The organism is Nocardiopsis sp. L17-MgMaSL7, from assembly GCF_003182025.1.
Taxonomy (GTDB): Bacteria; Actinomycetota; Actinomycetes; order Streptosporangiales; family Streptosporangiaceae; genus Nocardiopsis; species Nocardiopsis prasina.
This window is the reverse complement of the sequence record NZ_QGTF01000002.1, coordinates 183,984-207,558: the sequence shown is the minus strand read 5'-3', so window position 1 is coordinate 207,558 and position 23,575 is coordinate 183,984. Positions and strand designations below refer to the sequence as shown.

General features: G+C 71.1%; 19 protein-coding genes. 9 read left to right on the top strand and 10 right to left on the bottom strand.

What is annotated here, in order from left to right:
• Nucleotides 1-87 precede the first annotated feature (87 nt).
• The 5 genes from BDW27_RS03580 to BDW27_RS03560 form a co-directional block, all read right to left on the bottom strand.
• Entirely contained in the window at nt 88-1,551 is a 1,464-nt protein-coding gene (locus BDW27_RS03580; RefSeq protein WP_110048224.1) for a GntP family transporter, read from the bottom strand.
• Between the two features lie 4 nt (nt 1,552-1,555).
• A complete protein-coding gene (locus BDW27_RS03575) occupies nt 1,556-2,464 on the bottom strand; it encodes an NAD(P)-dependent oxidoreductase (protein WP_110048223.1) in 909 nt (302 codons plus the stop codon).
• A complete protein-coding gene (locus BDW27_RS03570; protein ID WP_110048222.1) occupies nt 2,461-3,936 on the bottom strand; it encodes a four-carbon acid sugar kinase family protein in 1,476 nt (491 codons plus the stop codon). Before BDW27_RS03570 ends, BDW27_RS03575 begins: the two co-directional genes overlap by 4 nt.
• Before the next feature lie 191 nt (nt 3,937-4,127).
• A complete protein-coding gene (locus tag BDW27_RS03565) occupies nt 4,128-4,835 on the bottom strand; it encodes a FadR/GntR family transcriptional regulator (protein WP_110048221.1) in 708 nt (235 codons plus the stop codon).
• Between the two features lie 520 nt (nt 4,836-5,355).
• The gene (locus tag BDW27_RS03560; RefSeq protein ID WP_110048220.1) at nt 5,356-6,342 is read right to left on the bottom strand and encodes a LacI family DNA-binding transcriptional regulator; all 987 of its coding nucleotides are present in this window, start codon (nt 6,340-6,342) and stop codon (nt 5,356-5,358) included.
• Between the two features lie 252 nt (nt 6,343-6,594).
• Here BDW27_RS03560 and BDW27_RS03555 point away from each other — a divergent pair, with 252 nt between their 5' ends.
• The 9 genes from BDW27_RS03555 (at nt 6,595) to BDW27_RS03520 (ending at nt 15,931) form a co-directional block, all read left to right on the top strand.
• Nucleotides 6,595-7,392 carry an ABC transporter permease gene (locus tag BDW27_RS03555; RefSeq protein WP_017545428.1) on the top strand — a complete coding sequence of 266 codons (798 nt, stop codon included), beginning with the start codon at nt 6,595-6,597 and terminating at the stop codon, nt 7,390-7,392.
• Entirely contained in the window at nt 7,389-8,177 is a 789-nt protein-coding gene (locus tag BDW27_RS03550) for an ABC transporter permease (RefSeq protein WP_110048219.1), read from the top strand. Before BDW27_RS03555 ends, BDW27_RS03550 begins: the two co-directional genes overlap by 4 nt.
• A 38-nt stretch (nt 8,178-8,215) precedes the next feature.
• Nucleotides 8,216-9,247 (top strand): ABC transporter ATP-binding protein, encoded by a 1,032-nt coding sequence (locus BDW27_RS03545; protein ID WP_110048218.1) that lies wholly within the window; start codon nt 8,216-8,218, stop codon nt 9,245-9,247.
• The gene (locus tag BDW27_RS03540) at nt 9,244-10,305 is read left to right on the top strand and encodes an ABC transporter substrate-binding protein (protein ID WP_110048217.1); all 1,062 of its coding nucleotides are present in this window, start codon (nt 9,244-9,246) and stop codon (nt 10,303-10,305) included. Before BDW27_RS03545 ends, BDW27_RS03540 begins: the two co-directional genes overlap by 4 nt.
• Nucleotides 10,306-10,334: 29 nt before the next feature.
• Nucleotides 10,335-11,285: a nucleoside hydrolase gene (locus BDW27_RS03535; RefSeq protein WP_110048435.1), complete on the top strand. Its 951-nt coding sequence runs from the start codon at nt 10,335-10,337 to the stop codon at nt 11,283-11,285.
• 61 nt (nt 11,286-11,346) lie between these two features.
• Complete coding sequence (locus BDW27_RS03530; RefSeq protein WP_110048216.1) at nt 11,347-13,071, top strand: adenine deaminase C-terminal domain-containing protein; 1,725 nt, start codon at nt 11,347-11,349, stop codon at nt 13,069-13,071.
• Nucleotides 13,072-13,078: 7 nt separating this feature from the next.
• Nucleotides 13,079-14,362, top strand: coding sequence for a cytochrome P450 (locus BDW27_RS03525; RefSeq protein WP_370446415.1), 1,284 nt, complete (start codon nt 13,079-13,081; stop codon nt 14,360-14,362).
• A 298-nt stretch (nt 14,363-14,660) separates the two neighbouring features.
• The gene (locus BDW27_RS27980) at nt 14,661-14,792 is read left to right on the top strand and encodes a hypothetical protein (protein ID WP_255421450.1); all 132 of its coding nucleotides are present in this window, start codon (nt 14,661-14,663) and stop codon (nt 14,790-14,792) included.
• A complete protein-coding gene (locus tag BDW27_RS03520; RefSeq protein WP_110048214.1) occupies nt 14,792-15,931 on the top strand; it encodes a methyltransferase domain-containing protein in 1,140 nt (379 codons plus the stop codon). The genes BDW27_RS27980 and BDW27_RS03520 overlap by 1 nt, the downstream gene beginning before the upstream one ends.
• A 352-nt stretch (nt 15,932-16,283) precedes the next feature.
• Here BDW27_RS03520 and BDW27_RS03515 read toward each other — a convergent pair whose 3' ends face one another.
• From BDW27_RS03515 to BDW27_RS03495, 5 genes are all read right to left on the bottom strand, one after another.
• Complete coding sequence (locus BDW27_RS03515; protein ID WP_110048213.1) at nt 16,284-17,333, bottom strand: ParA family protein; 1,050 nt, start codon at nt 17,331-17,333, stop codon at nt 16,284-16,286.
• Nucleotides 17,330-18,511 carry an ATP-binding protein gene (locus tag BDW27_RS03510; protein WP_017545438.1) on the bottom strand — a complete coding sequence of 394 codons (1,182 nt, stop codon included), beginning with the start codon at nt 18,509-18,511 and terminating at the stop codon, nt 17,330-17,332. Before BDW27_RS03510 ends, BDW27_RS03515 begins: the two co-directional genes overlap by 4 nt.
• A gap of 372 nt (nt 18,512-18,883) precedes the next feature.
• Entirely contained in the window at nt 18,884-20,818 is a 1,935-nt protein-coding gene (locus BDW27_RS03505) for a substrate-binding domain-containing protein (RefSeq protein WP_110048212.1), read from the bottom strand.
• A complete protein-coding gene (locus BDW27_RS03500; protein WP_110048211.1) occupies nt 20,808-22,340 on the bottom strand; it encodes a sugar ABC transporter ATP-binding protein in 1,533 nt (510 codons plus the stop codon). Before BDW27_RS03500 ends, BDW27_RS03505 begins: the two co-directional genes overlap by 11 nt.
• Complete coding sequence (locus BDW27_RS03495) at nt 22,333-23,358, bottom strand: LacI family DNA-binding transcriptional regulator (RefSeq protein WP_110048210.1); 1,026 nt, start codon at nt 23,356-23,358, stop codon at nt 22,333-22,335. The genes BDW27_RS03500 and BDW27_RS03495 overlap by 8 nt, the downstream gene beginning before the upstream one ends.
• Nucleotides 23,359-23,575: the final 217 nt, after the last annotated feature.

The following is a 23,575-nucleotide window of genomic DNA, read 5'->3' as shown; positions in this document are numbered from 1 at the left end:
ACACTAGAAGGACGGGGCGGACCTGGTCCGCCCCGTCCGGGGTGTGTCGTCAGGGTCGGCCCCCACCGCGGGCGCCGGGCGCAGGGGTCAGCCGAGCACCAGCCACAGCAGGCTGACGAACAGGAAGCCCGACACGCCCAACACCGTGGTCAGGACGGTCCACGTCCGCAGGCCGTCGGAGACCGACAACCCCAGGTAGCGGGTCACGACCCAGAAACCGGAGTCGTTGACGTGCGACAGCCCGAGCGCGCCGAAGGCGATGGCCAGCGCGATGAGCGCCACCTGGATCGAGGAGAAGTCCCCGCCCAGCGTCATGTCGGCGAGCAGACCGGAGGTGGTCAGGATCGCGACCGTCGCCGACCCCTGTGAGGCGCGCAGTGCCAGCGAGAGCACGAAGCCGAGCAGCAGGATGGGCAGGCCGGTCCCGGCGAGGGTGTCGGCGAGCGCCTCGCCCACACCGCTCTCGGTGAGCACGCTGGCGAACACCCCGCCCGCCCCGGTGACCAGGACGACGATGGCCACGGGAGGCAGCGCCGCCTCCATGACCTCACCGATGTGGGAGGTCGACCACCCGCGCCGTACCCCGAGCAGGAAGTAGGCGAGCACCAGCGCGACGAGCAGCGCGAAGACGGGGGCGCCCACGAACGACAGCACGGGCAGCAGCGGGTGGTCCTCGGGAAGGACCGTCGCCGAGGTCGTGCCGACCATGATGAACGCCAGCGGCGTGAGGATGAGCCCGAGGATGGTCCACACGCTGGGCGGCGTCTCGGTCCGGTCCAACGTGCCGGTGGAACCGCCGGACGCGCCGCCCCCGGTGCCGCCGGAGCCCTCCGGCCCCGAACCGCCCTCTCCTGCGCCGCCGAACGCCTCGAACTGCGCGCGGGTCGCGGCCAGCATGGGGATCTCGCGGCGGGTGAGCCGCTTGGACACGTAGTGCGCGATCACGGCCAGCGGCGCGCACACGATCAGGCCCAGGATCAGGATCCAACCGATGTCGCCCTCAAGCAGCGCGGCCCCGCCGACGACGCCCGGGTGGGGCGGCACGGAGACATGGACCGCGAGCATGATCCCGGCCACCGGCAGGCCGAACCTCACCGGATCGACCCCGGCGGCCTTCGCGAACCCGTAGATGATCGGCACGAGGATGATGAAGCCGACGTCGAAGAACACGGGGACGGCGAGGATCAGCGCGGCCCCGGTGAGGGCCGCCGAGACCCGTTTGGGTCCCAGCCAGCCGGTGAAGCGCCCGGCCAGGCTCTCGGCGCCGCCGGACACCTCGATCATGCGGCCGAGCATGGCGCCCAGGGCGACGAGCAGCGCCACCGACCCCAGGGTCCCGCCCATGCCGGCGGTGATCGTGGCGATGATGCCGAGCTGTTCGGGTGCGTCGCCGGTGGCCGGAACGGTGACCAGCGGCATGCCCGAGACCAGGCCGACGAGGATGCTCACCAGGAGCAGGGCCACGAAGGCGTGGACCTTGAAGCGGATGATCAGCACCAGCAGCAGGGCGATGCCGCCCGCCGCGATGCCCAGAAGGGTGAGGGCGCCCATGCGACTACTCCTTGCCGGTGGGTTCGGGTGCCACGACACGGATCACGGCGGAGTCGTCGGCGGCGCCCAGGCCCTGTCCCTGTCCCAGCAGGTACAGCTGCTCGGCGGTGGCCGCCAGCGGCGTCGCCAGTCCGGCGGAGCGGCTCGCGGAGGTCACGATGCCCATGTCCTTGACGAAGATGTCGAGTCGGCTGAGCACCTCGGCGCCCTCCTCCTCGTAGGCCTGGAGCATGCGCGGCCCGCGGTTGCCCAGCATGAACGAGCCGGCCGCGCCCGCGCCCAGCGTCTCCAGGGTGGCCTGGGGGTCCAGTCCCAGCGACCGGGCCAGGGCCAGCGCCTCGGCGGCCGCGACGATGTGCACCCCGCACAGCAGCTGGTTGACGGTCTTGAACGCCTGGCCGTCGCCGGGACGGTCACCGATGACGCTCAGGGTGGAGGCGAGCCGCCGCAGCACCGGATCGGCGGCCTCCCGCGCCTCGGGGGTGGCGCCGACCACGATCAGCAGGTCACCCTCTCCGGCGCGGACCGGACCACCGCTGAGCGGGGCGTCCACGAGGAACAGGCCGCGCGGGGCCAGTTCCTCGGCGGTCGCGGTGACCGTCTCGACCCCGACCGTACTGGTCAGGACCAGAACGGTGCCCGGAGCCAGGGACTCGACGATGCCGTGTTCACCGAAGAGCACGTCGCGCAGCTGGGCGCCGTCGCGCACCACCAGCACCACGGAGTCGACCCCGGCGACGGCGTCGGCGGCGTGCTCGAAGGGCACCACACCGGCCTCGGCGGCGAGGTCGCGGCGAACGGCGGCGATGTCACAGCCGTGGACGGTCATCGTCCCGGCCAGGCGTGTGGCCATCGGCAGACCCATGGCGCCGAGGCCGATGACGGCGACGCTCGAGACGGGGCTGGTGGTCATGGGTGGACTCCTGTGTTCGGGGCGCCGGTGACGGGGGCGCCGTCTCCGGGGCGGGTGGTCAGGGAGCTCAGGCGGTCGACGACCTCCGCGAGGGAGTCGTCGGCGCCGACGTTGCCCGCGAAGACGACGTAGGGGATGCCGGTGGCCGGACCGCCGACCGGTTCCCACAGGGAGACCAGGCCGGGCAGCATCGGCCCGCGCACCAGGGCGCGGTGGATGCCCAGGCCCAGCGAGGCGACGTCGCTGGAGGTGATCCCGCCCTTGGCGACCACGAAGCGCGGCGCGCGGCGGCCGAGGGTGTCGGACACGCACCGGACGAGGGCGGCCGAGACCTCGCGGGCGATGGCCAGGCTGGTGGCCGGGTCGTCGCTCAGGCGCAGCAGGCGCGAGGTGTGCAGGACGACGTCGTGGTCGGCCAGGCCCTCGACGATCGTGTCCACGGTGCGGGCGACGGCGGCGTCGCGAGCGGACGGGTCGAGGACCTCGTCCACATCGAGCTCGATCACACGGGCGCCGGGGTGCCGGTCCACCAGGGCGGCGAGCTGGCGGGTGGTGAGTGCGACGTGGGAGCCGACCACCACGAGTCCGCCGGGGGCGTCCGTGCCGGTTCTGATCTCGTCCTCGTCGAGGGGGACGCGGGCCTCCATGCCGATGCGGGCGCGCACGAACGGCGGGCCGACCCGGTAGACGAAACGGCGGCCCCGTCGCTCGGCGGCGATGAGGGCCAGGGAGAGGACGCGCAGGTCGTCCTCGGACTCGGCGTCCACCACGACCGGCGCGGCGTCGTGGAGTTCCAGCAGTCGGGCGGTGACGGCGTCGGTGTCGCCTCCGCGCAGCAGGGCGAGGTCGATGAGGGTGACGTCGCTCGCGGGGACCTGTCCTTCGGTCTTCTCCTCGACCCAGGCCCGGAGGTCGGAGTTGCGGTAGCCGAAGGTGGCGTCGCGGGCGAACTCGGTCTCCGCGACGGGGGTGAACTCCGTGCCGGAGCGCATGTAGTGGACGCCGCCGACGGTGACGCGTCCGGCGTCGGGGAAGGCGGGGACGATGACGACCCCGTCGACGCCGGGGTCGCCGAGTTCCTGGAGGGTGGCGTCGAGGACCCGGGGTTCGAGCGGGTAGTGCCCGCGCAGGGTGGAGTCTCCCCGGCTGGCGAAGACCAGCGGCCGGTCCCCGGCGGCGGTGCGGGCGTTGCGCACCACCTCGGCGTTGCGGGCTTCGGCCTCGGCCGGGTCGAGGCTGCGGGTGTTGGTGAGGACGTAGACGGCGAGCGTGTCCTGCTCGAACGCCCACCGCAGGTCGTCGACGGACCAGCGGGTGAGCACGGGCAGGCCGTGCACCGACTGGGTGCCGGTCGGGTCGTCGTCGAGGACGACGATGACGGAACCGGCGGCGGTGGCCTCCCGCGCCACGGCGGACGCGGTGACGGGGCTCGGTGCCCCGGCAAGGGTGAGGACTTCGTGGGGATCGACCATGGAAACTCCCTTGTAAGACATCAGACATCTTATGTTAAACGGCGTGGTCGTCAAGCGTCATGTCACAGGGATTACCAGGTGAGGGCGGTCAAAAGCCCGAGCGCGGACCTGGGGCGCTCGGGCCGGGATACGTGAGGGCGGGGGTTACGGGCCCTCCATGGGGTGGTGTGAGACCGGTGCGGGGTGGCCGGTCAGTCCGGCAGGCCGAAGACGTGCTCGCGCAGATCGCGCGCGGTCTGCGCCATGTGGCTCTCCATGGCGAGCCGGGCCGTCTCCGCGTCGCCCGAGCGGATCGCCTCCAGTACCCGGCCGTGCTCGTCGATCGCGTGGGCCTGGATGGCGGGGATCGAGGAGGTCTGCCGGCGCTTCTCGCGCATCACCCGCGACAACGGCTCGAACAGCACGGCGACGAACACGTTCCCGGTCGCCGACAGGATCACGTCGTGGAAGTGGATGTCGTGCTCCACGAACGCCGCGAGATCGCCGCGCTCGTGCGCGTCGCGCATCCCCTGGAGGTCCTGCTCCAGGGCGGCGAGGTCGGAGGCGTCCCGGTGCTCGGCGGCCAGCGCGGCCGCCCCCGTCTCGATCATCCGCCGCACCTGGATGAGCTGAAGCGAAGCGGTGAGGTCGTCACCGCCGCGCACCGTGGCGCGCAGCACCGCCTCCAGGCCGGTCCACTCGTCCACGGGGCGCACGAGGGTGCCCCGCCCCCGTACCACCTCGACCACGTTCTGGGCCTGGAGCGTCCGGATCGCCTCGCGCACGGTCAGGCGGCTGACGTCGAACTCCTGGCCCAGCTCGTTCTCGGAGGGCAGTCTGCCTCCTGAGGGCAGGTCACCGTCGACGATGCGGTCCAGGAGGTTCTGGGCGATCTCGTCGGCGAGCAGCGGCCTCGGCACGACACTTCCTCTCGGGCGGGGGAGACGGCAGGGTCGCGCGCAGCCCCCGGCGGTGCCTCGTCGACCCCCGGACACCTCACGGGAGTGCGCGGCAAGGGCAACCCTATCGCTGCGGCCCGACCCCGGCTCCCGGCCTGGCGCGAGGTCACGGGAGCCGGGGCGTTCTCAGGAGAGGGCGGTGCCGCCGAGGGCGGCGGAGAGGAATCTGTGCGTTCTCATGGAATGCCTTTCGGGTCGAAGCGCGAAGGGGTGGCGGCCGGGGAGGGAATTCCCGATCCTTTCCCGTGGCCCGACGGTCGGGTGTCATCGCTGGTGAGGGCCGCTGTCCTGCGGGTCGTTGTCCCGGCTCGTCGGTATCCAACAGAGTGCGCCACGGGAAATCAGAATGGCAAGTGAATTCGTCGAACTCCTCGGGGTCCAGGGCCATTCCTGGGGGAGAATGTCAGGAGTTCTCCACATAGGGAAGCGAAGAACCGCGGGACGGCCCCGGGTTTCGGACAGGTCGGCGGGGTCGCAACGGTCACGCTGTACGCGGCGGCGCCAGCGAGTCGGTGAGCCGCACGGTCGTGGGCAGCCGCCGTCCCCTCGGCCGGTCGTCCCGGTCCCCGTCCACCATCGCGGACAGGGCGGTCACCGCCGCGCGCCCCAGTTCGTCGGCGGGGGTGCGTACGGCGGTGATCGGTGGTCCGGGCAGGTCGGCCAGGGCGATGTCGTCGGCGGCGGCGACACTGATGTCCTCGGGCACCCGTACACCGAGACGTCCGAACTCGAACATCACCCCCAGCAGCAGCAGGCTGTTGTAGACCAGCACCGCCGTGCAGCCGGAGTCGACGATCCCGCGGGCCGCGGCCACCCCCTCGGCGAACGCCGGGCGTACCGGGCCGTGGACCCGCACCCGCAGCCCGGTCCGGGCCGCGTGCTCGACCAGCTCCGCGCGCCGGTGCCGGTCCATCCACGAACTCGGCGGCCCCGCGAGGTAGGCGACCTCGCGGTGCCCGAGCTCCACGAGGCGGTCGTAGACCACGCCCAGGCCCCCGGGGGTGTCCACGGTGAACGAGGCCAGCCCCGGCACCCGGCGGTTGATCGCCACCACCGGTTTGCGCGCGTGCGCCTCCTTCAGCTCGGCCGCCGAACTCACCGGGGACTGCACGGCGAACCCGTCCACCTGGTCCTCCAGGTCGTGCAGCGCCGCCGCCTCACGAACGGGGTCGCCGCCGGTGACGGCGATGATCACGCGGCGGCCGGTCTCGCCCGCCAGGTCCTGGGCGGCGGTGGCGGTGGTGGAGTAGAAGGGGTTGTCCAGGTCGGGGACGAGCATGGCGAAGAAGCCGCTGCGCCCGGTGGTCAGGGCCCGGGCGGCCGGGTTGGCGCGAAAGCCCAGCCGCTCGGCGGCGGCGCGCACCCGCAGCAGGGTGGACTCGGCGACCATGGTCGGCCGCGACATCGCCCGCGACACGGTGGACGCCGAGACGCCGGCCTCCCTGGCCACGTCGTCCAAGCTCGCCATTCCGACTCCTCGCAGGTCACGGTGCCCCCGGTCACATTCGCGGCCGTGGGCTTGGCTCGGTGCCCACCTGAAGGTTACGGTGTTGCAAGCGCTTGCAGAAGCGCTTGCAGGTGTCATCGCAGATGAGACACCACACAAACTCCGAACACCCGCCGACAGCGACCGGGAGTGGAATTGTCCCGCCCGTCACCCACCGCAGAGGCCGCCCGAGTCGCTTCGCGCCGCCGTCTCCTCCCACGCCCACCCGTCACGGTGCTGCTCGTCCCCGGGCTCGCCGTGATGCTCTTCGCCTTCTGCTACCCGGTCGTGGCCACCCTGGCCTGGCCGCCCGACGGCGACCCCGCCACGGTCGCGCGGGAGACGGGGAGCCTCCTCACCGACCCCTACCTGCTCCCGGTGATCGCGCGCACCGTCCGCGTCGCCGTCCTGACCACCGCCCTCTGCCTGCTCATGGGCTTCCCGGTGGCCTACCTCATCTCACGGGCACCGGGTCCCTGGCCCGGCCGCCTCCTGGCCCTGGCGATCTTCCCGCTCCTGCTCAACACCGTCGTGCGGACCTACGGCTGGATCGTGGTGCTCGGCGGCAACGGGCTGATCAGCAAGGTCAGCGAGGCCCTGGGCCTGGGCCGCGTCCAGCTGCTCTACACCGAGACGGCGATCGTGCTCGGCCTGGTCCAGCTCTTCCTGCCCCTGATGATCCTGTCGGCCTACTCCAGCCTCTCCCAGCAGGACCACCGCCTGGAGGAGGCGGCCCGCGGACTCGGCGCCTCGCCCGGCCGCGCGTTCCGCGACGTCGTCTTCCCGCTGGCCCTGCCCGGCGCCCTGGTGGGATGCACCCTGGTCTTCGCCGGGGCGGTCACCGCCTTCACCACGCCCCAGCTGCTCGGCGGGCCCCGCGAGCGACTCCTGTCCACCCTGCTCTACAGCCGGGTCAACGTCAGCCTCGACTGGCCCTCGGCCAGCGCCATCGCCCTGGTGATGACCGCCCTGGTGCTGGTGGTCGGCGCGCTGTCCGGTCGGCTCGGCAAGATCGGGAGCACCACCTCATGATCCTGAGACGCCCGTTCCTCTCCCTGCTCGCGGCGGCCGCCTTCGTGCTGATGCTCGGCCCCGTGGTGATCCTGGTGGGGGTCGCCTTCACCGCCGGAAGCACGCTCGCCTTCCCGCCGGAGGGCCTGTCCCTGCGCTGGTTCTCCGCCGCCCTGGCCTACGGCCCGTTCATCGACTCCTTCGGCACCAGCATGCTGGTCGCGGCGGTCTCGACTGTGATCGCGCTGGCCCTGGGCGTCCCCGCGACCCTGGCGCTGCACCGGGGCAACCCGCGCGGGCGCAGGATCATGGAGAACCTGTTCTTCGCCCCGATTGTGGTCCCCGAGCTGGTCCTGGGCCTGGCCCTGTTCCAGCAGCTCATGGTCGGCATGCGGGTGACCGCGGTCGGCGCGCTGATCGTCGGCCACGCCGTCCTGCTGCTCCCGTACACCGTCCGGGTGGTCGGGGCCTCGCTGGCCCTGGCCGACGCCCGGCTGGAGGAGGCGGCCCGGGGGCTGGGCGCCGGACCGGTGCGCACCTTCCTCACGGTGACCCTTCCGGTGATGGCTCCGGGCATCCTCTCGGCCACCATCCTCGCCTTCATCACCTCGCTGAACAACGTTCCGCTGTCCCTGCTGCTCACCGGCCCCGGCGTGGCCACCCTGCCGGTGGAGATGCTCAACTACGTCCAGTCCTCGTTCGACCCCGTCGTCGCCGCGGTCAGCGTGCTGCTCCTGGCGCTCAGCGTCGCGGTCGCCCTCGCCACCGAACGCCTGGTCGGTTTCACGAAGGTCTTCGGCCGATGACCGGGAAGCCCGCCCGCCGGGAAGAAGGAGACACACAGATGACACCCGTCGTCGAACTCGACCGCGTCAGCCACATCTTCGGGGACCGGGGCGGCAAGGGCGGCACCACCGCCGTCGCCGAACTGGACCTGACCGTGCGCCAGGGGGAGTTCACCACCCTGCTCGGCCCGAGCGGCTGCGGCAAGACCACCACCCTGCGGATGATCGCCGGGTTCCTCCAGCCCACCTCCGGGCGCATCCTCCTGGAGGGCGTGGACGCCACCCGCACGCCGCCCGAGAAGCGCAACATCGGCATGGTCTTCCAGTCCTACGCGCTCTTCCCGCACATGACGCTGCGCGACAACGTCGGCTACGGCCTGCGCACCCGCAAGGTGGCCTCGGACGAGGTCAGGCGTCGCGCGGAGGAGGCGCTCGACCTGGTCGGTCTCGCCCACCTAGCCGACCGCAAGCCCGCCGAGCTCTCCGGCGGCCAGCAGCAGCGCGTGGCCCTGGCCCGCGCCGTGGCCATCCGCCCCTCCGTGCTGCTCCTGGACGAACCCCTGTCCAACCTCGACGCCCAGCTCCGGGTGCAGATGCGGCGCGAACTCCTGCGCGTGCAGCGCGAGACCGGCCTCACCGCCGTCCTGGTCACCCACGACCAGGACGAGGCGCTGGAGCTGTCCGACACGATGGTCATCCTCAACGAGGGCCGACTGGAACAGCAGGGCTCGCCCCGGGACGTGTTCCCGCGTCCCGCCAACCGGTTCGTAGCCGAGTTCCTGGGATACGACAACTTCCCCGAGGTGCCGGGGCACGGGCCCGTCACCGTCCGGCCCGAACACGTGCGGCTGCTCTCCGGCGAGGCCCGCGAGGAGTCCGGTGAGACCGGCCTGGACGGCACCGTCGGCGAGGTCACCTTCCAGGGCAGCAACTGCCTGGTCGAGGCGGCCATCAACGGGGCCGAGGGACCGGGTTCGGTGCTGCGCGTGCTGCACCCCAGCGACGACCTGCGCCCCGGCGACCCCGTCCGCATCGCCCTGCCCCACCGCCACCTGGTGGAACTGCCCGCCCGTGAGGTGACGACCGGATGAACCGACCCGCACGCAGGGCGCGGATGACCGCCGTCCTCGCCGGGGCGCTGGCCCTGGCCACCGTGACCGCCTCCTGCGCACCCGTCCGCGAGGACGACCCCGACACCCTGGTGGTGAGCACCTTCGCGTTCGCCACCGAGGAGTTCACCCAGGTCGTCGCCGAACCCTTCGAGGCCGAGACCGGTATCCGGGTGGTCCTGGACACCGGGAACAACGCGGGGCGGCTCACCAAGCTGAGGATCAACTCCGAGCGGCCCGACACCGACGTCGTCCTGATCTCCGACTACTACGCGCAGATCGGCAAGGACATGGGGCTGTTCGCCCCGGTCAGCAGCGAGGACGTGCCCAACCTCGACGCCATCCAGCCCTGGGCCGTGGACCCCGACGGGTACGGCCCCGCCTACACCTTCCAGCTCCTCGGCCTGATGTACCGGACCGACATGGTGGACGAGGCGCCCGAGTCCTGGGACGACCTCTGGGCGGAGCCCGAGGGCGGCTACGCGCTTCCCGACATCTCCGTGTCGGCGGGCCCGATGTTCGTCCTCGCCGCCGGGGAGCACTTCGGGTCCGGGCCCTCCGACGCCGGCGCCGGGTTCGAGGCGCTGGCCGAGATCGGCCCCGACGCGCTCCAGTTCTACACCGGCTCCACCGAGCTCACCAGCCTGCTGGAACGCGGTGAGATCGCGATGGCGCCCGGCCTCGACAACTTCGCCATGGGGTCCGTGGAGGCCGGCCAGCCCGTCGGCTTCGCCGCCCCCGACGAGGGAAGGGTGATGACCGCCAACACCGTGCAGGTGGTGGAGGGAGCCCCCAACCCGGCCGGGGCACGGGCCTTCACCGACTTCCTGCTGCGCCCCGAGATCCAGGAGGGCATGGCCGAGGCGCTCTACGACAAGCCCGTGGCGCTGGGGGCCGAACCCACCACGCTCATGGAACAGGTCTCCCGGGAGGCGGCCTCGGACCCGGTCGCCAGCGGTTACCACCAGGGCGACCTCGAACTGCTCGCGAACGAGCGCTCCGCCTGGCTGGACCGCTTCACCGAGGAGGTCGCCAAGTGAGCGACGACCCCGTCAACGGAGGAGGACCGGTGCCCGCGCCCATCGTGATCGACTGCGACCCGGGGGTCGACGACGCCGTCGCCCTCCTGCTGGCCCTGGCCTCACCGCTCCTGGACGTGCGCGGAGTGACCACCGTCGCGGGCAACGTCTCGCTCGCCGACGTGAACCGCAACGCCGCCCACGTGCTCGACCTCGCCGGGGCGCCGACCGAACTCCCGCTGGTCTCCGGGCTGGCAGGACCGATCGCCCGCGCCTCACGCATCCGGGACGAACCCATGCACGGAGCCGGGGGACTGGGCGGACTGGTGCCGGACTCCCCGCCCCGGCCCCTGACCCCCGGCCACGCCGTGGACTGGCTCGCGGAAAAGGCCCTGGAGTCCCCGGGCGAACTGACCCTCGTGGCGATCGGCCCGCTGTCCAACGTCGCGGCCATGCTCGCCCGCCACCCCGAGGCCGGTCCGGCCTTCAGGGAGATCGTCATCATGGGCGGGGCCGCCTTCGCCCAGGGCAACGTCACCCCGGCGGCGGAGTTCAACTTCCACGCCGACCCCGAGGCGGCCCGCTACGTCCTGGAGTCCGGCCTGCCGGTGCGGATCGTGGGGCTGGACGTCACCCGCGCCGCGCTGTACCCGCTCTCCGAGGCCGAACACCTGGCCGCCCTGCCCGGTACCGCAGGGATCGCCGGAGAACTCCTGCGCGCCTACGCCGTGCGCTACCTGGAACGGTTCGGTGTCCCGGCCGTCCCCGTGCACGACGCCCTGGCCGTCGCGGCCGTCAGCCACCCCGACCTCATCGGCTGGGAGGAGGGCAGCGCGTCCGTGGAGTGCTCCGGTGAACTCACCCGGGGAGCCCTCGTCGCCGACGTGCGCACACCCGACCGCACCCGCAACGTACGCGTGGGCCGTACCGTCGACGCCGACGCGTTCTCCGCCCTGCTCACCGAGGGCATCGCCCGCCACCGCACGCGCCCCACCGCCTGAACCAGGCACGCACCAGCCCCCTGAACCAGGCACCCGCCCACCCGAAGGGAACCCGACACCGATGTCCCACGCCCAGCTCAGCGCAGACCTGCTCATCCAAGGCGGGGAGGTCGTCTCCGTGCACACCGGCCAGGTGTGGCGGGCCGACGTCGCCGTGAGCGGTGACCGCGTCCGCGCGGTGCTGCCCCCGGGGACGCCGGTGCGGGCCGAACGGACCCTCGACGCCACCGGGCTCGTCGTCGCGCCCGGCTACGTGGACGCCCACATGCACATCGAGAGCTCGCTGCTGGCACCGGCCGAGTTCGCCCGGGTCACGCTGGCGCGCGGCACCACGACCGTGCTCGCCGACGCCCACGAGATCGTCAACGTCGCCGGACGCGACGGGCAGGCCTGGATGATCGAACAGGGCGGCGACACGGCGCAGTCCATGCGCTGGGCGGTGCCCTCGTGTGTGCCCGCGCTGGACGGGTTCGAGACCGCCGGGGCGCGGCTCGACCACACCGACATCGCGGAGATGCTGGAGTGGGAGGGCGTCACCACGCTCGGCGAGGTGATGGACTACCGGGCGGTGGTCAACGGCGACCCCCGCATGCACGCCATCATCGACGCGGCCCGGCGCCGGGGCGTGCGCCTGGACGGGCACTGCCCCAACCTCTCCGGCGCGGAACTGGGCGAGTACCTGTGGGCCGGGATCGACTCCGACCACTGCAAGAACACCGCCGAGGTCGCCGTGGAGAAGGCCCGCCTGGGCATGCTGCTCATGCTCCAGGAGAAGTGCCTGACACCGGAGGTCGTCCGCGCCCTCCTGGACCTGCCCCACCTGCCCGTCTTCTGCCTGGTCACCGACGACATCGTCGTGGACGCCATCGTGACCACCGGCCACCTGGACCGGGTGGGTTCGGTGGCTCTGGAACGCGGTCTGCCCCCGCTGGCGGTGCTGCGCGCGCTCACCCTCCAGCCCGCCCGCAGGCTCGGCCTGGACGACCGGGGGACCGTCACCCCCGGCAAGCGCGCCGACCTCGTGCTCCTGCGCTCGCTCACCGAGCTCACCCCCGTCGTGACCATCGCGGGAGGGGAGGTGGTGGGCCGCGACGGCGCCCCGGTCGACGGCCCCGGCCCCGCGCCGGAGCACGGGTTCGGCGCGACCGTCCGGATCGACGCCCCCCGCGCCGAGACCGCGCGCTGGCGGGTCGACCTGCCCGACGGTGAGCACGCCTTCCGCGCGATGCGGGTGAACGGCGTGGACACCTACACCGAACCCGACGAGGTGGTGCTCCCGGTCCGCGACGGGGTGGTCGACTGGCAGGGCCGCACCGCCGTGGTGGCCGTGTTCGAACGCCACACCGGGCACGGCGGGGTGGCCTTCGCCCCGGTCGTCGGCCAGGACCTCGGTGCGGGCGCCTTCGCCACGACCTACGCCCACGACAGCCACAACCTCACCGTGGTCGCCACCACCGAGGACGCCCTGCTCACCGCCACCGCCGACGTGGTGTCCTGGGGCGGTGGCATGCGGCTGGTCCGCGAGGACGGACCGGGTGCCGGGCTGCCCCTGCCCATCGGCGGGGTGATGTCGGAGCGGCCCGCGGACGAGGTGGCCGAGGCCTCCCGCCGGCTCCGCGCCGAGCTGGCCGCCTGGGGATGGGACAACCGCAACGCCTTCATGAGTCTGTCGACCCTCACCCTGGCGGTGTCCCCGAGCGTGAAGATCACCGACCGCGGGCTGGTGCGCGTGGTGGACCGTGCCTGGGAACCGGCCACTGTTGTCAGGGCGACCCCGGCGACGTAGAACGAGGGTGTGGGACCGGCCGCGCCCAGCGGCCGGACCGCCACCCTCACCACAGGAGGCCGCCATCACACCCCCCGAATCCGGCTGTCCGTACCGTTTACGCCCCGACGGCACCGCCTTCCACGAAGAGGTCGCCGAACTGCGCCAACGTGAGCCCGCCGTCCGTGTGGAGCTCCCCGGAAACCTGGTCGCCTGGGCGATCACCCGACACGACCTCCTCCGGGAACTGCTGAGCGACCCGAGGGTCTCCCGGGACTTCCGTGCGCACTGGCCCGACCACGACCAGGTCGGACACGACTGGCCACTGGCCGCCCTGGTCTTCCTGGAGAGCTTCATCAACCGCTACGGGGAGGAACACCGAAGGCTGCGCCGCAAGGTCACCCCCGCCTTCACCCCCGGCCGTATCCGCCGGATGGAGGACACCGTCCGCGATCGGGCCCGCTCGCTGGTCGCGGACATCGCCGCCACCGAACCCGGCCAGGAGGTGGACCTGCGCGCGGCCCTGGCCCGCCCGCTCACCATGTGGGTGATCAGCGAACTCTTCGGTGTCCCCGAGGAGCTGCGGGATCGGCTCGGCACGGCGATGGACGCGGGCGTCGACACCACGGCCGAGCCTGAAGCGGTCCTGGCCCAGCAGCTGGAACTGCTGACCTGCCTGGAGCTGCTCGCCGAGCACAAGCGCGCCCATCCTGCCGCGGACCTCACCGGGGACCTGGTGGCTCCACCCGAGGGCGAGCCGCTGCCCCACGCGGACCTGATCGGCACGCTCCTGCTCATGATCGGAGCCGGGTACGAGACCACCGTCAACCTCATCGCCAACTCGGTGTACTCGCTGCTGGCGCACCCCGAGTACCGCGACCGCCTGGTCGACGGCTCGCTGGCGGCCGACGAGGTGGTGGAGGAATCGTTGCGCCTCGACCCGCCCGCCAAGTACGTGCCGCTGCGCTACGCGGTGGAGGACATCGACGTCGGCGGTGTGCTGATCCGCAAGGGCGAACCCATCCTGGTCGCCTTCGGCGCCCCCGGCCGGGACCCGGAGCTGAACCCGGACCGCCCGGAGGTCTTCGACCCGGACCGCGCGTCCAAGGAGCACCTGTCCTTCGGACACGGAGCGCACTTCTGCGTGGGCGCCCACCTGGGCCGGATGGAGGCCCGGGTCGCCCTGGAGGAGCTGTTCACGGCCCTGCCGGGGATCGCCCTCACGGAGGAGGGGCGGGACCGGGCCCCGATCCCGTCGCTGCTGATCAACGGCCCGCTCCACGTCCCGGCGGTTCCCCACCCGACCTCCTGACCCGGGCCGCGTGCGTGTTCCGGTGGCGACCGCAGTACGGAGAAGTGCGGTCGCCGCCGGGTGCGCCAGCCTCCCGGATACCGGACCTCCCGGACCAGCCCACGTGGCGCGCACCGGGATCATCTACGAGGGCTACGGGGTCGACCACCGGTTCGGTGCGATCACATCCCTTCGCACCCACGCTCGCCGGTCATCGGCTTGTCCTGCATGTACACGCGTTCCGCTTTCGTCCGCTCCCGCTGCTCCCTAGTCTGACTCTGCCGACATAAGCGATAACCCCCCACATCTGGAGCAGCCCGTGTTCATCACCGCCGTGCGCGGCAAGCACGACGACAACCCCACCTCCGATGGGCACAAGCCGCCGATCCCTTCGCTCACCCCCGATGACGGGGGCTTTGGCTGCGGCAAGCACGAGAGGGGCGACAAGTAGTGCTTCCTGAACACGAAAAGCTGGTCGCCCGCCTCGTACAGGCGGGCGACCTGTCCCCGCACTGGCGCACCGCGTTCGAGAAAGTCGAGCGACACCGTTTCCTCCCGGACCGGATCACCAGTCTGAACGGCGCCACCGTGGACCGGCTCCGGGACGAGGCCCGGTGGTTCGAGCTGGCCTATGACGACATCCCGGTCGTCACCCAGACCGACGACGGCGCCGAGGGCGGCTCCGGGTGTCCGAGCAGCTCCGCCTCGCAACCGTCGATCGTCGCCGACATGCTTCGCCGACTGGACGTGTTCCCGGGTATGCGCGCACTGGAGATCGGAACCGGCACCGGGTACAACGCGGCCCTCCTGTCGCACCTGCTCGGTGACGGCGAGGTGACCAGCATCGAGGTGGACGCGGAGCTGGCCGAGCTGGCCCGGATCCGCTTGATGTCGGCCGGGTTCACCCCGCTGGTGGTCACCGGTGACGGAACCCAGGGCTGGCCTGCCCGCGCCCCCTATGACCGGGTGATCTGCACCGCCGCCGTGCAACGGGTCCCCTACCACTGGGTCGCCCAGACCTGTCCTGGCGGGAGGATACTCACCCCTTGGGGCAACGCCTTCCACAACGGGGTCCTCGCGGAACTCCGGGTCGGATCACATGGCACGGCGCACGGGCGCTTCGGGGGTGGCGTGGTGTTCATGTGGGTGCGTGACCAGCGCGTGCCGAGGAACGTCGTCGAGACCTACGTCCACCCCGAGGAACAGGGGTTCGAGACCAGCCGAACGGAACTGCACCCGTACGAGCCGATCAACGACTTCGACGCGAGGTTCGCCATCGGGCTGCGCATGCCCACCGTGCTGAACCGGGTCGAGTTCGCGGAGGCAGGGGATGGACGGTTCACGGTCTACCTGGTCGACCCCGACACCGCCTCCTGGGCGTCCTGGCACATCGACCCGGAACAGCGGGGGACCGGCTATGAGGTCCGTCAGCACGGTTCACGGGAGCTGTTCGCCGAGCTGGAGTCCGCCTACCGGTGGTGGCGACGGGAGGGTCGCCCCGGTCACGCGCGGTTCGGTCTCACGGTGTCCGCCCAGCACCAACGGATCTGGCTGGACGAAGAATCCAACCTGGTCGCCTCCGCAGCCTGACGCTGATGCCTGAGACACGGTGGTGGCCGTCCCGGGCTGGGGCGGCCACCACCGTGCTTGATCGACGGAGTCACCAGAGTTCGAGGAGCGGGGGTAGGAGGCGGGCGAGGGTCTGGGTGTCTGGGACCTCGGTGAGGCCGGTGGGATTGGCGATCTTGATTGCCATCGGCGCCGGCCGAGACCCGAATCCGAACCCGGACCGCCCGGTGGTTTTCCGGCCTCGTGGCCTCGCGGAAGTTGTTCGGGAGGGTGCCGGTCCTCGCCCTCTCCGACGAGGCACGCGCCCTGAGCCAGCGTGCGACGGACTCCCAGGGCGGACAGCAGACAGAGACAGATTCGGCTTCGCGCCGCTCTAGATGCTCCCAGGCCTCGGAGCCCTGGAGGACTGGGCCAGGCGGTCGTCGATCTTCTCGACCAGATCCCGGAAGTCCCGGTAGCAGGTCTGGACGAAGGCCTGGGTACTGCCGAGGGCGCCGTCTCCGGCTCGCAGGTCGAACATGGGTTTGCGGGCATCGTGTGACAAGGGCATGAGACTGCGGTAGTTGCGGATGGTGGCGATCTCGTGCTCGGTGTTCCTCGATCGGACGGAACTGTCCAGGACGAAGCGGTCGTAGACGACCGGGATCCGGTCGAGCCAACGCTGGTAGGCCTGTACCGGGCGGTCCAGGCGCATGCCCGGCTGCATGATCACGTAACCGAGCGGTGCCATGTGCCCGGGTGGAAGGTCGAGTCCGTCGGGTGCCCAGGGCAGGACGGTTTTCTGCCACTTCTCGCGCCATTCGCGAAGCGTGGGACCGAGGTTGCGAAGACCCCGCAGGGAGAACAGGTCGGCTGCCAGGGGCATCAGGACGGTGTCCGAGGACAGCAGCGCCGCCCGGTTGATAGCGCCCAGGTTCGGACCGATATCGATCAGGGTGATGTCAGGATCGATCCTCCGTTGCGCCTTCTGGATGATGCGGTGGAAGGCCGAGGTGGTGCGCAGTGCCTTCTCGTCTCCGCCGAATCCCCTGGTCCAGTTGGCGGACAGCTCGTCCTCGAATCGGCTGAGCTCCAGGTCTCCGGGGATCAGCCACAGGTTCTCGACCACCTCGATGGGATCGACCGCCTTGATGTCTCCCGTGCCCTTGACGATCGGGTCGACCGCCTGGGCGATGGTCCAGACGCCGCCGAGATCGAACCGGGAGAAGAGTCTTCCCTGATGGCCGGGAATGGTCGGTTCGGATTCGTCCCACAGAAATGACAGGTCATCCTCGTCGAGGAAGAACGAGGTCAGGTTGGACTGTGGGTCCAGGTCGACGGCCAGGACTCGTTTGCCCTGCCTCTGGTACATGTGCGCGAGGTGGTAGACCAGCGTCGTCTTGCCGACACCGCCCTTGTTGTTGAACAGCGCGACCGACGTCATCGGGCTCTCCTCACCACGACGGACCAGTGGGACTCACCAACCGTGAACTCCGGAGGCGGGTTCCCGTTGCTCTCCAAGGCAGTCATGATGCGGCCGATGCCACGGCCGAAACGGTTGACGTAGCCGAGGTTCTTCATCGCTCCTGCCAGTGAGGGGTTCCGGTAGTCGTTGACGTGCTCGTAGTTGTCCTCACGGACGGCACCGTAGGGGCCACCCGGGTTGCTGATCTCCACTCGGTCCACGAACCAGAGAATGCGGATGGGGGCGTTGGACGACTCGTAGTTGCGGTGCATCACGGCGTTCATGACAGCCTCGCGCAGCGCTGGGAGCGGATAGTCGGGGCGGCTCTCCTCACGGAACCCACCGGTTTCGACGAGCCGCGTGTGCAGGTGTCCGCGAAGTACCGCGTCCAGCCGTTCGGCCGTGTCGACCACGTTGGAACGGATCTCCTGGTCGTCGACCACCGCGGAGTCCATGTTGTCGCCGTCGTAGCGCACGAACTGGGTGTAGGCACCGGGCAGCCAAGCGGTCGGATCCAGACCGATGAGGAGGAGTCCCAGAACAGTCGCCCTCTGTGAGCCCGGGTCGAGTAGACGCAGTGAGGCGAGCTGTTGCTCCTCTGGGCGGTGGTTCTCTTCCAGGACCTCGTCCGAGACCGCGGAGCGCAGATAGGTGCCGCGGAAGAGCTGGATGTCCAAGTCGGAGACGGAGCTTCCCGGCCAGGCGTGACTGTCGAAAGGGAGTGTCTTGTGACGCCTGCGCTCGGTGAGGATGCGCTCATCGTCCGCCGTGGCCTTCCGCGTGGTGGGACCCGGGCGCACCCAGGCCACACCGTTGAGTCGGACCGGCGGGGCGGGTGAGGCCTCGACATGGATGTGGATGATCGACTCGCCATTGAAGAGCGCGCGCTCTACGGTGAAGGACGGACGGTCCAGGATCTTGCCGTCATCGCGAAGGTTCGCCAGGTTGAGCAGTGCCCTGTCGGAGGTGTCCAGCTCCGGATCGACCGTCCCGTCATCCCGGACCCCGACCAGAACGTCACCACCACCCTTGTTGGTGAGGTCGTTGGCCATCGCGCACACGGCCTTGCGAACGATATCGAGGCTTCTGATCTCTCGCTTGAACTCCAGGGTGCACGTTTCCTCTGTGCCCAGCTCAGCGGCGAGTTCGCGTTCCATGTCTTCCGTTTCCGTTTCGCACCGCGCCCAGCGGCCGAACCATAGTGTCATGTCGGTGCTGAGGGGCCGCACAGTACGCACAGAGCAGTCAGAACGAGCCTTCTGAGGGCCGCATGTCGCAGTGGGCGGTCTCCCCGATGACACTCAGGGGACATCAGAGGGCGGTCCAGGGGCTGGGCGTCGGGGACCTTGGTGAGGCCGGCGGGGCTGGCGACCCAGTAGGAGCCGGTCCGCTCTCCGTACCAGATGATCAGGTGCGGGTTGCGGGCCTGGAGCGAGGCGGCGAGGGCGTGCTCGGAGGATCGTGATGAAGGGCCCGGGGCGCATGCCCCGGGCCCTCCCTCATGCCGTCACGCAGCAGTGCTCACCTGGTCAGGAGAAGTCCTCGACGTTCTCCTCGGTGACGACCTCGACGGGGACCATCACGGTCTTCTCCAAGGCCTCACCGTTGGCGGCGGCGATGGCGTTGCGCACCGCCGTCCTGCCCAGTTCGGCGGGCTGCTGGGCGATCGAGGCGTGCAGCACGCCGTCCGCCACCGCCTCCAGACCCTCGGGGGTGCCGTCGAAGCCGATCACCACGGCCTCCTCGCCACGCGAGGACAGCGCGGCAGCCGCGCCCAGGGCCATCTCGTCGTTCTCCGCGAACACACCGTCGATGTCGCCGTTGCCCTGCAACATGTTGGTCATCACGTCGAGCCCCTTGGAGCGGTCGAAGTCGGCGGTCTGCTCCGCCACCACCTCGATGTCCGGGAACTCCGCGATGCCCTCCTCGAATCCGGCTCCGCGCTCACGGCTGGCGGAGGTGCCAGGGGTGCCCTGGAGGACCACGATCCGGCCCTCCTCACCGAGCGCCTCGGCCATGGCCTGCGCAGCCAAACGCCCACCTTCGACGTTGTCGGAGGCCACCAGGGTCGCGACCTCGGCGTCGGTCACCCCACGGTCGGCCGCGATCACGGGGATGTCGGCGTTGTTGGCGCCTCCCACCGGGGGACCGGCGGCGTCGGAGTCCACCGGGTTGACCACCATGGCGTCCACACCGGTGCTGATGAAGTTCTGGATCTGGTCCGCCTGCTGGGAGGCGTCATCCTGGGCGTCGGTGACCACCAGGTTCACCCCGGCCTCGTCGGCCTCGGCCTGGGCGCCGTCCCGCATCTGGATGAAGAACGGGTTGTTGAGCGTGGACACCGACATTCCCACGCGGGGACCGTCGGAGGAGGAGTTGGGGACGAGGAAGGACAGCGCGCCCACCACCACGGCGGTGACCGCGGCCGCGATCGCGAGCTGGATCCCGCGTCGGCCCCTGCTCACCGAAGCTCCGGCCCCGGTGCCGCCGCCAGCACCACCGGAGCGTCGGCGCAGGGTGTCGAACAGGACCGCCAGGGCGATGACCACACCGATCACGACCTGCTGCCAGAACGCGGAGACCGACAGGAGGTTCAGCCCGTTGCGCAGCACCGCGAGGATGAGCGCACCGATCAGCGTGCCGAAGGCCGTCCCGACGCCACCGGCCAGGCTGGCACCGCCGATGACCACGGCGGCGATGGCGTCCAGCTCGTACCCCTGCGCGGCCTGCGGCTGCGCGGAGGCCAGACGGGAGGCCAGGATGACACCGGCCACCGCGGCGAACAGGCCCGACAGCGCGTAGATGCCCAGCTTCTGGCGCTTGACCCGGATACCGGACAGGCGCGCCGCCTCCTCGTTGCCGCCGATCGCGTACATCGCGCGGCCCGTGAACGTGCGGCGCAGGATGACGGCGGTGACCAGGCCCATCACGACCATGATCAGCACCGGCACGGGCAGCCAACCACCGATCGAACCCCCCAGGGCGGCCACGGAGTCCGGCAGCGCGATGGGGCTGCCTTCGGAGATCACCAGGGACAGACCGCGCCCCACGGAGAGCATCGCCAGGGTGGCGATGAACGGCGGGAGCTTGCCGTAGGCGATCAACGCACCGTTGACCAGACCGCACGCGGTACCCGTGGCGGCTGCCAACGGCAGCGCCAACCAGACCGGGACCCCCTCGACCGTCGCCAGGAACGCCAGCACCGTCGCGGACAGCGCCGCGACCGAACCCACGGACAGGTCGATCCCGCCCGCGATGATCACGAAGGTCACACCGAACGCCAGGACCGCGATCACGGCCGCCTGGACACCCACGTTGAGCAGGTTCTGCGCGGTGAGGAAGTCGCCGGACAGCAGCGACATGACCACGACCAGGACGGCCAGGGCGGTCAGTGCGCCGTTCTCCAACAGGAAACGCCGCAGGGCGGGCCAGACGCCGCCGGTCTTCTCTGTGTCAGTGGCCATGGGGGCCCTCCACTCCGTTCTCTTCTGTGCGGGGCGCGGCGGCCAGAGCCAGGGACATCACGGCGTCCTGCGTGGCGTCCTCGGCGGTCAGCTCCCCGGTGATGCGGCCCTGGGCCATGACAAGGACGCGGTCGCTCATGCCCAGCACCTCGGGGAGGTCACTGGAGATCATCAGCACCGCGTGCCCGGAGGCGGTCAGTTCGTTGACCAGGCGGTAGATCTCGACCTTGGCGCCGGCGTCCACGCCGCGTGTGGGCTCGTCGAGGATCAGCACCTTGGAGTCGGCCAGCAGCCACTTGCCGATGACGACCTTCTGCTGGTTGCCGCCGGACAGGGTGCGCACGTGCTGGTCGATGCCGGACATGCGGACCCCGAGTTCACCGGCGATCCGCCGGGCGGAGGCCCGCTGCCCCGAGCGGTCCACGAACCCCGCCCGGCTGGTCGGGCCGAGGGTGACCAGGCCGAGGTTCTCCTCCACGGAGGCGTCCAGAACCAGGCCCTGACCCTTGCGGTCCTCGGGGACCAGGCCGAGCCCGGCCCGCATGGCGGCGTTGACGTCCCCGCCGGACAGCGAGCGGCCGAGCACCTCGACCACGCCCGCGTCGTAGGGGTCGGCCCCGAACACCGAGCGCGCGACCTCCGTGCGGCCCGCGCCCACGAGCCCGGCGAGCCCGACGACCTCGCCCGCGTGCACGTCGAGGTCCACGTCCTGGAAGTGACCGGTCCGGGTCAGGCCGCGCACCCGGAGCAGCGACTCACCGGGCTCGGGGCGCTCGCGCGGGTACTGTTCCTCGATGCTGCGCCCCACCATCAGGCGCACCAGCTCGTCCTCGGGGGTGTCGGCGCCCACGTGGGCCACCGAACGGCCGTCGCGCAGGACCGTCACGCGGTCGGCGAGCGCGGCGATCTCCTCCAGGTGGTGCGTGATGAAGACGATTCCCACGCCCTCGTCACGCAGGCGCCCGGCGATCTCGAAGAGCCGCTCGACCTCCCCCGTGGTGAGCACGGCGGTGGGCTCGTCCATGATGAGGACCCGCGCGTCCAGGCTCAGCGCCTTGGCGATCTCCACCATCTGGAGTTGGGCGATGCCCAGTCCGCGTACCTTGGCGCGCGGGGAGACGTTCACGCCCACCCGGTCCAGCAGCAGCGCCGCCTCGGCCTCCATCCGCCTGTGGTCGATGAGCCCGAACCGGCGGGGCTGACGCCCCAGGAAGATGTTCTCGGCCACCGTGACGTCGGGGACCAGGTTGAACTCCTGGTAGATGGTGGCGATACCCAGGCGCGCGGCGTCCTGGGCGTCGCGGATGACGACCTCCTCGCCGTCCACGAGGAGGCGGCCCCGGTCGGGGCGGTGCGCACCGGAGAGCACCTTGATGAGGGTGCTCTTCCCGGCTCCGTTCTCGCCGAGCAGGGCGTGGACCTCGCCTCGGCGGAGGTCGAAGCCGACGTCGTCGAGGGCCACCACCCCCGGAAAGGCCTTGCGTACGCCCTCGATGCGCAGCAGTTCGTGCGGGCTACTCACGTGCGGCTCCTCCTCGGGGTGGAGTGGCGGGCTCGCCGCAGGAGCGGCGGACGACCAGATGGGCGGGCAGGACGGTCGAGGTGGCCGGTTCGCCCGCGATGAGCGCGGCCAGGGCCCGTACCGCGACCCGCCCGAGTTCGGCGGTGGGCTGGGAGATCGTGGTGATCGGCGGGTCGGTGTGGGAGAACCACGGGATGTCGTCGAAGGCGGCCAGCCCGATGTCGTCCGGCACGCGCAGGCCCCGCGCGGAGATCGCGTCGAGGGCGCCCAGCGCCATGAGGTTGTCGGTGGCGAAGACGACGTCCGGGGGTTCGGGCAGGTCGAGGAAGCGTTCGGTGGCCAGGCGGCCGCTCTCGGCCTGGAAGTCGCCCCGTCCCACGTAGGCCTCCGGGAGCGGGAGGCCGTGTCCGGCCAGGGCCTCGCGGAAGGCGTCGAGGCGTTCGCGGCCGGTGGTTGTGGCGGCCGGGCCCGTGATGACGGCGATCCTGCGGCGGCCCAGTGCGAACAGGTGGTCGACCAGGTTGCGGATGGCGTCCCTGCCGTCCGCGCGCACCACGGGGGCGTCGGCACCGGCGATCCAGCGGTCCACGAAGACCACGGGGGTGGGTCCGGCGGCGGCTTCGAGCGTGGTGGGGGAGCGGCCGTCCGCGGGGGAGACCAGCAGACCGTCGATGCGCCGCTCCAGCAGACCCCGGACGTGGTGGTCCTCCAGGTCGGCCCGCTCGTCGGCGTTGCCGATGATCACGCTGTACCCCAGGGCGCGGGCCTCCTCCTCCACGGCCCGGGCGAGCTCGGTGAAGTAGGGGTTGAGGACGTCGCTGATGACCAGGCCGATGGTGCCGGTCCGGTCGGTGCGCAGGGAGCGCGCCACGACGTTGGGCCGGTAACCCAGGGCGTCGACGGCCGCGAGGACCTTCTGACGGGCGCCGTCACTGACGGACGGGTGCCCGTTCAGGGCCCGGGAGACGGTGGCCACGGACAGCCCCGATGTGGCGGCGACGTCCTTGATGCTCACCACCCGGGACCACCGCCCCTGCCGTGTTCCGGGGTGTGGCCACCGGGGCTGACGACCCGAATGGAAACGATTACATGTGCGATCACGAAGACATGATGCGTCATGAGCACAGGAATTCACAAGTCAGGGTCGGCGGGTACCAGTGCGTACCGGCTCGCAACGCCCGTGAGCGGCGCCGGGGCTGACCCTTGATCGTCGTCCCGCCGTGGACGGCCCAGTG

Coding starts and splice junctions, on each gene's coding strand:
- BDW27_RS03580 (WP_110048224.1), bottom strand. CDS start 1,551: ATGGGCGCCCTCACCCTTCTGGGCATCGCGGCGGGCGGCATCGCCCTG.
- BDW27_RS03575 (WP_110048223.1), bottom strand. CDS start 2,464: ATGACCACCAGCCCCGTCTCGAGCGTCGCCGTCATCGGCCTCGGCGCC.
- BDW27_RS03570 (WP_110048222.1), bottom strand. CDS start 3,936: ATGGTCGATCCCCACGAAGTCCTCACCCTTGCCGGGGCACCGAGCCCC.
- BDW27_RS03560 (WP_110048220.1), bottom strand. CDS start 6,342: ATGGCGAGCTTGGACGACGTGGCCAGGGAGGCCGGCGTCTCGGCGTCC.
- BDW27_RS03550 (WP_110048219.1), top strand. CDS start 7,389: ATGATCCTGAGACGCCCGTTCCTCTCCCTGCTCGCGGCGGCCGCCTTC.
- BDW27_RS03545 (WP_110048218.1), top strand. CDS start 8,216: ATGACACCCGTCGTCGAACTCGACCGCGTCAGCCACATCTTCGGGGAC.
- BDW27_RS03540 (WP_110048217.1), top strand. CDS start 9,244: ATGAACCGACCCGCACGCAGGGCGCGGATGACCGCCGTCCTCGCCGGG.
- BDW27_RS03530 (WP_110048216.1), top strand. CDS start 11,347: ATGTCCCACGCCCAGCTCAGCGCAGACCTGCTCATCCAAGGCGGGGAG.
- BDW27_RS03515 (WP_110048213.1), bottom strand. CDS start 17,333: ATGACGTCGGTCGCGCTGTTCAACAACAAGGGCGGTGTCGGCAAGACG.
- BDW27_RS03510 (WP_017545438.1), bottom strand. CDS start 18,511: ATGGAACGCGAACTCGCCGCTGAGCTGGGCACAGAGGAAACGTGCACC.
- BDW27_RS03505 (WP_110048212.1), bottom strand. CDS start 20,818: ATGGCCACTGACACAGAGAAGACCGGCGGCGTCTGGCCCGCCCTGCGG.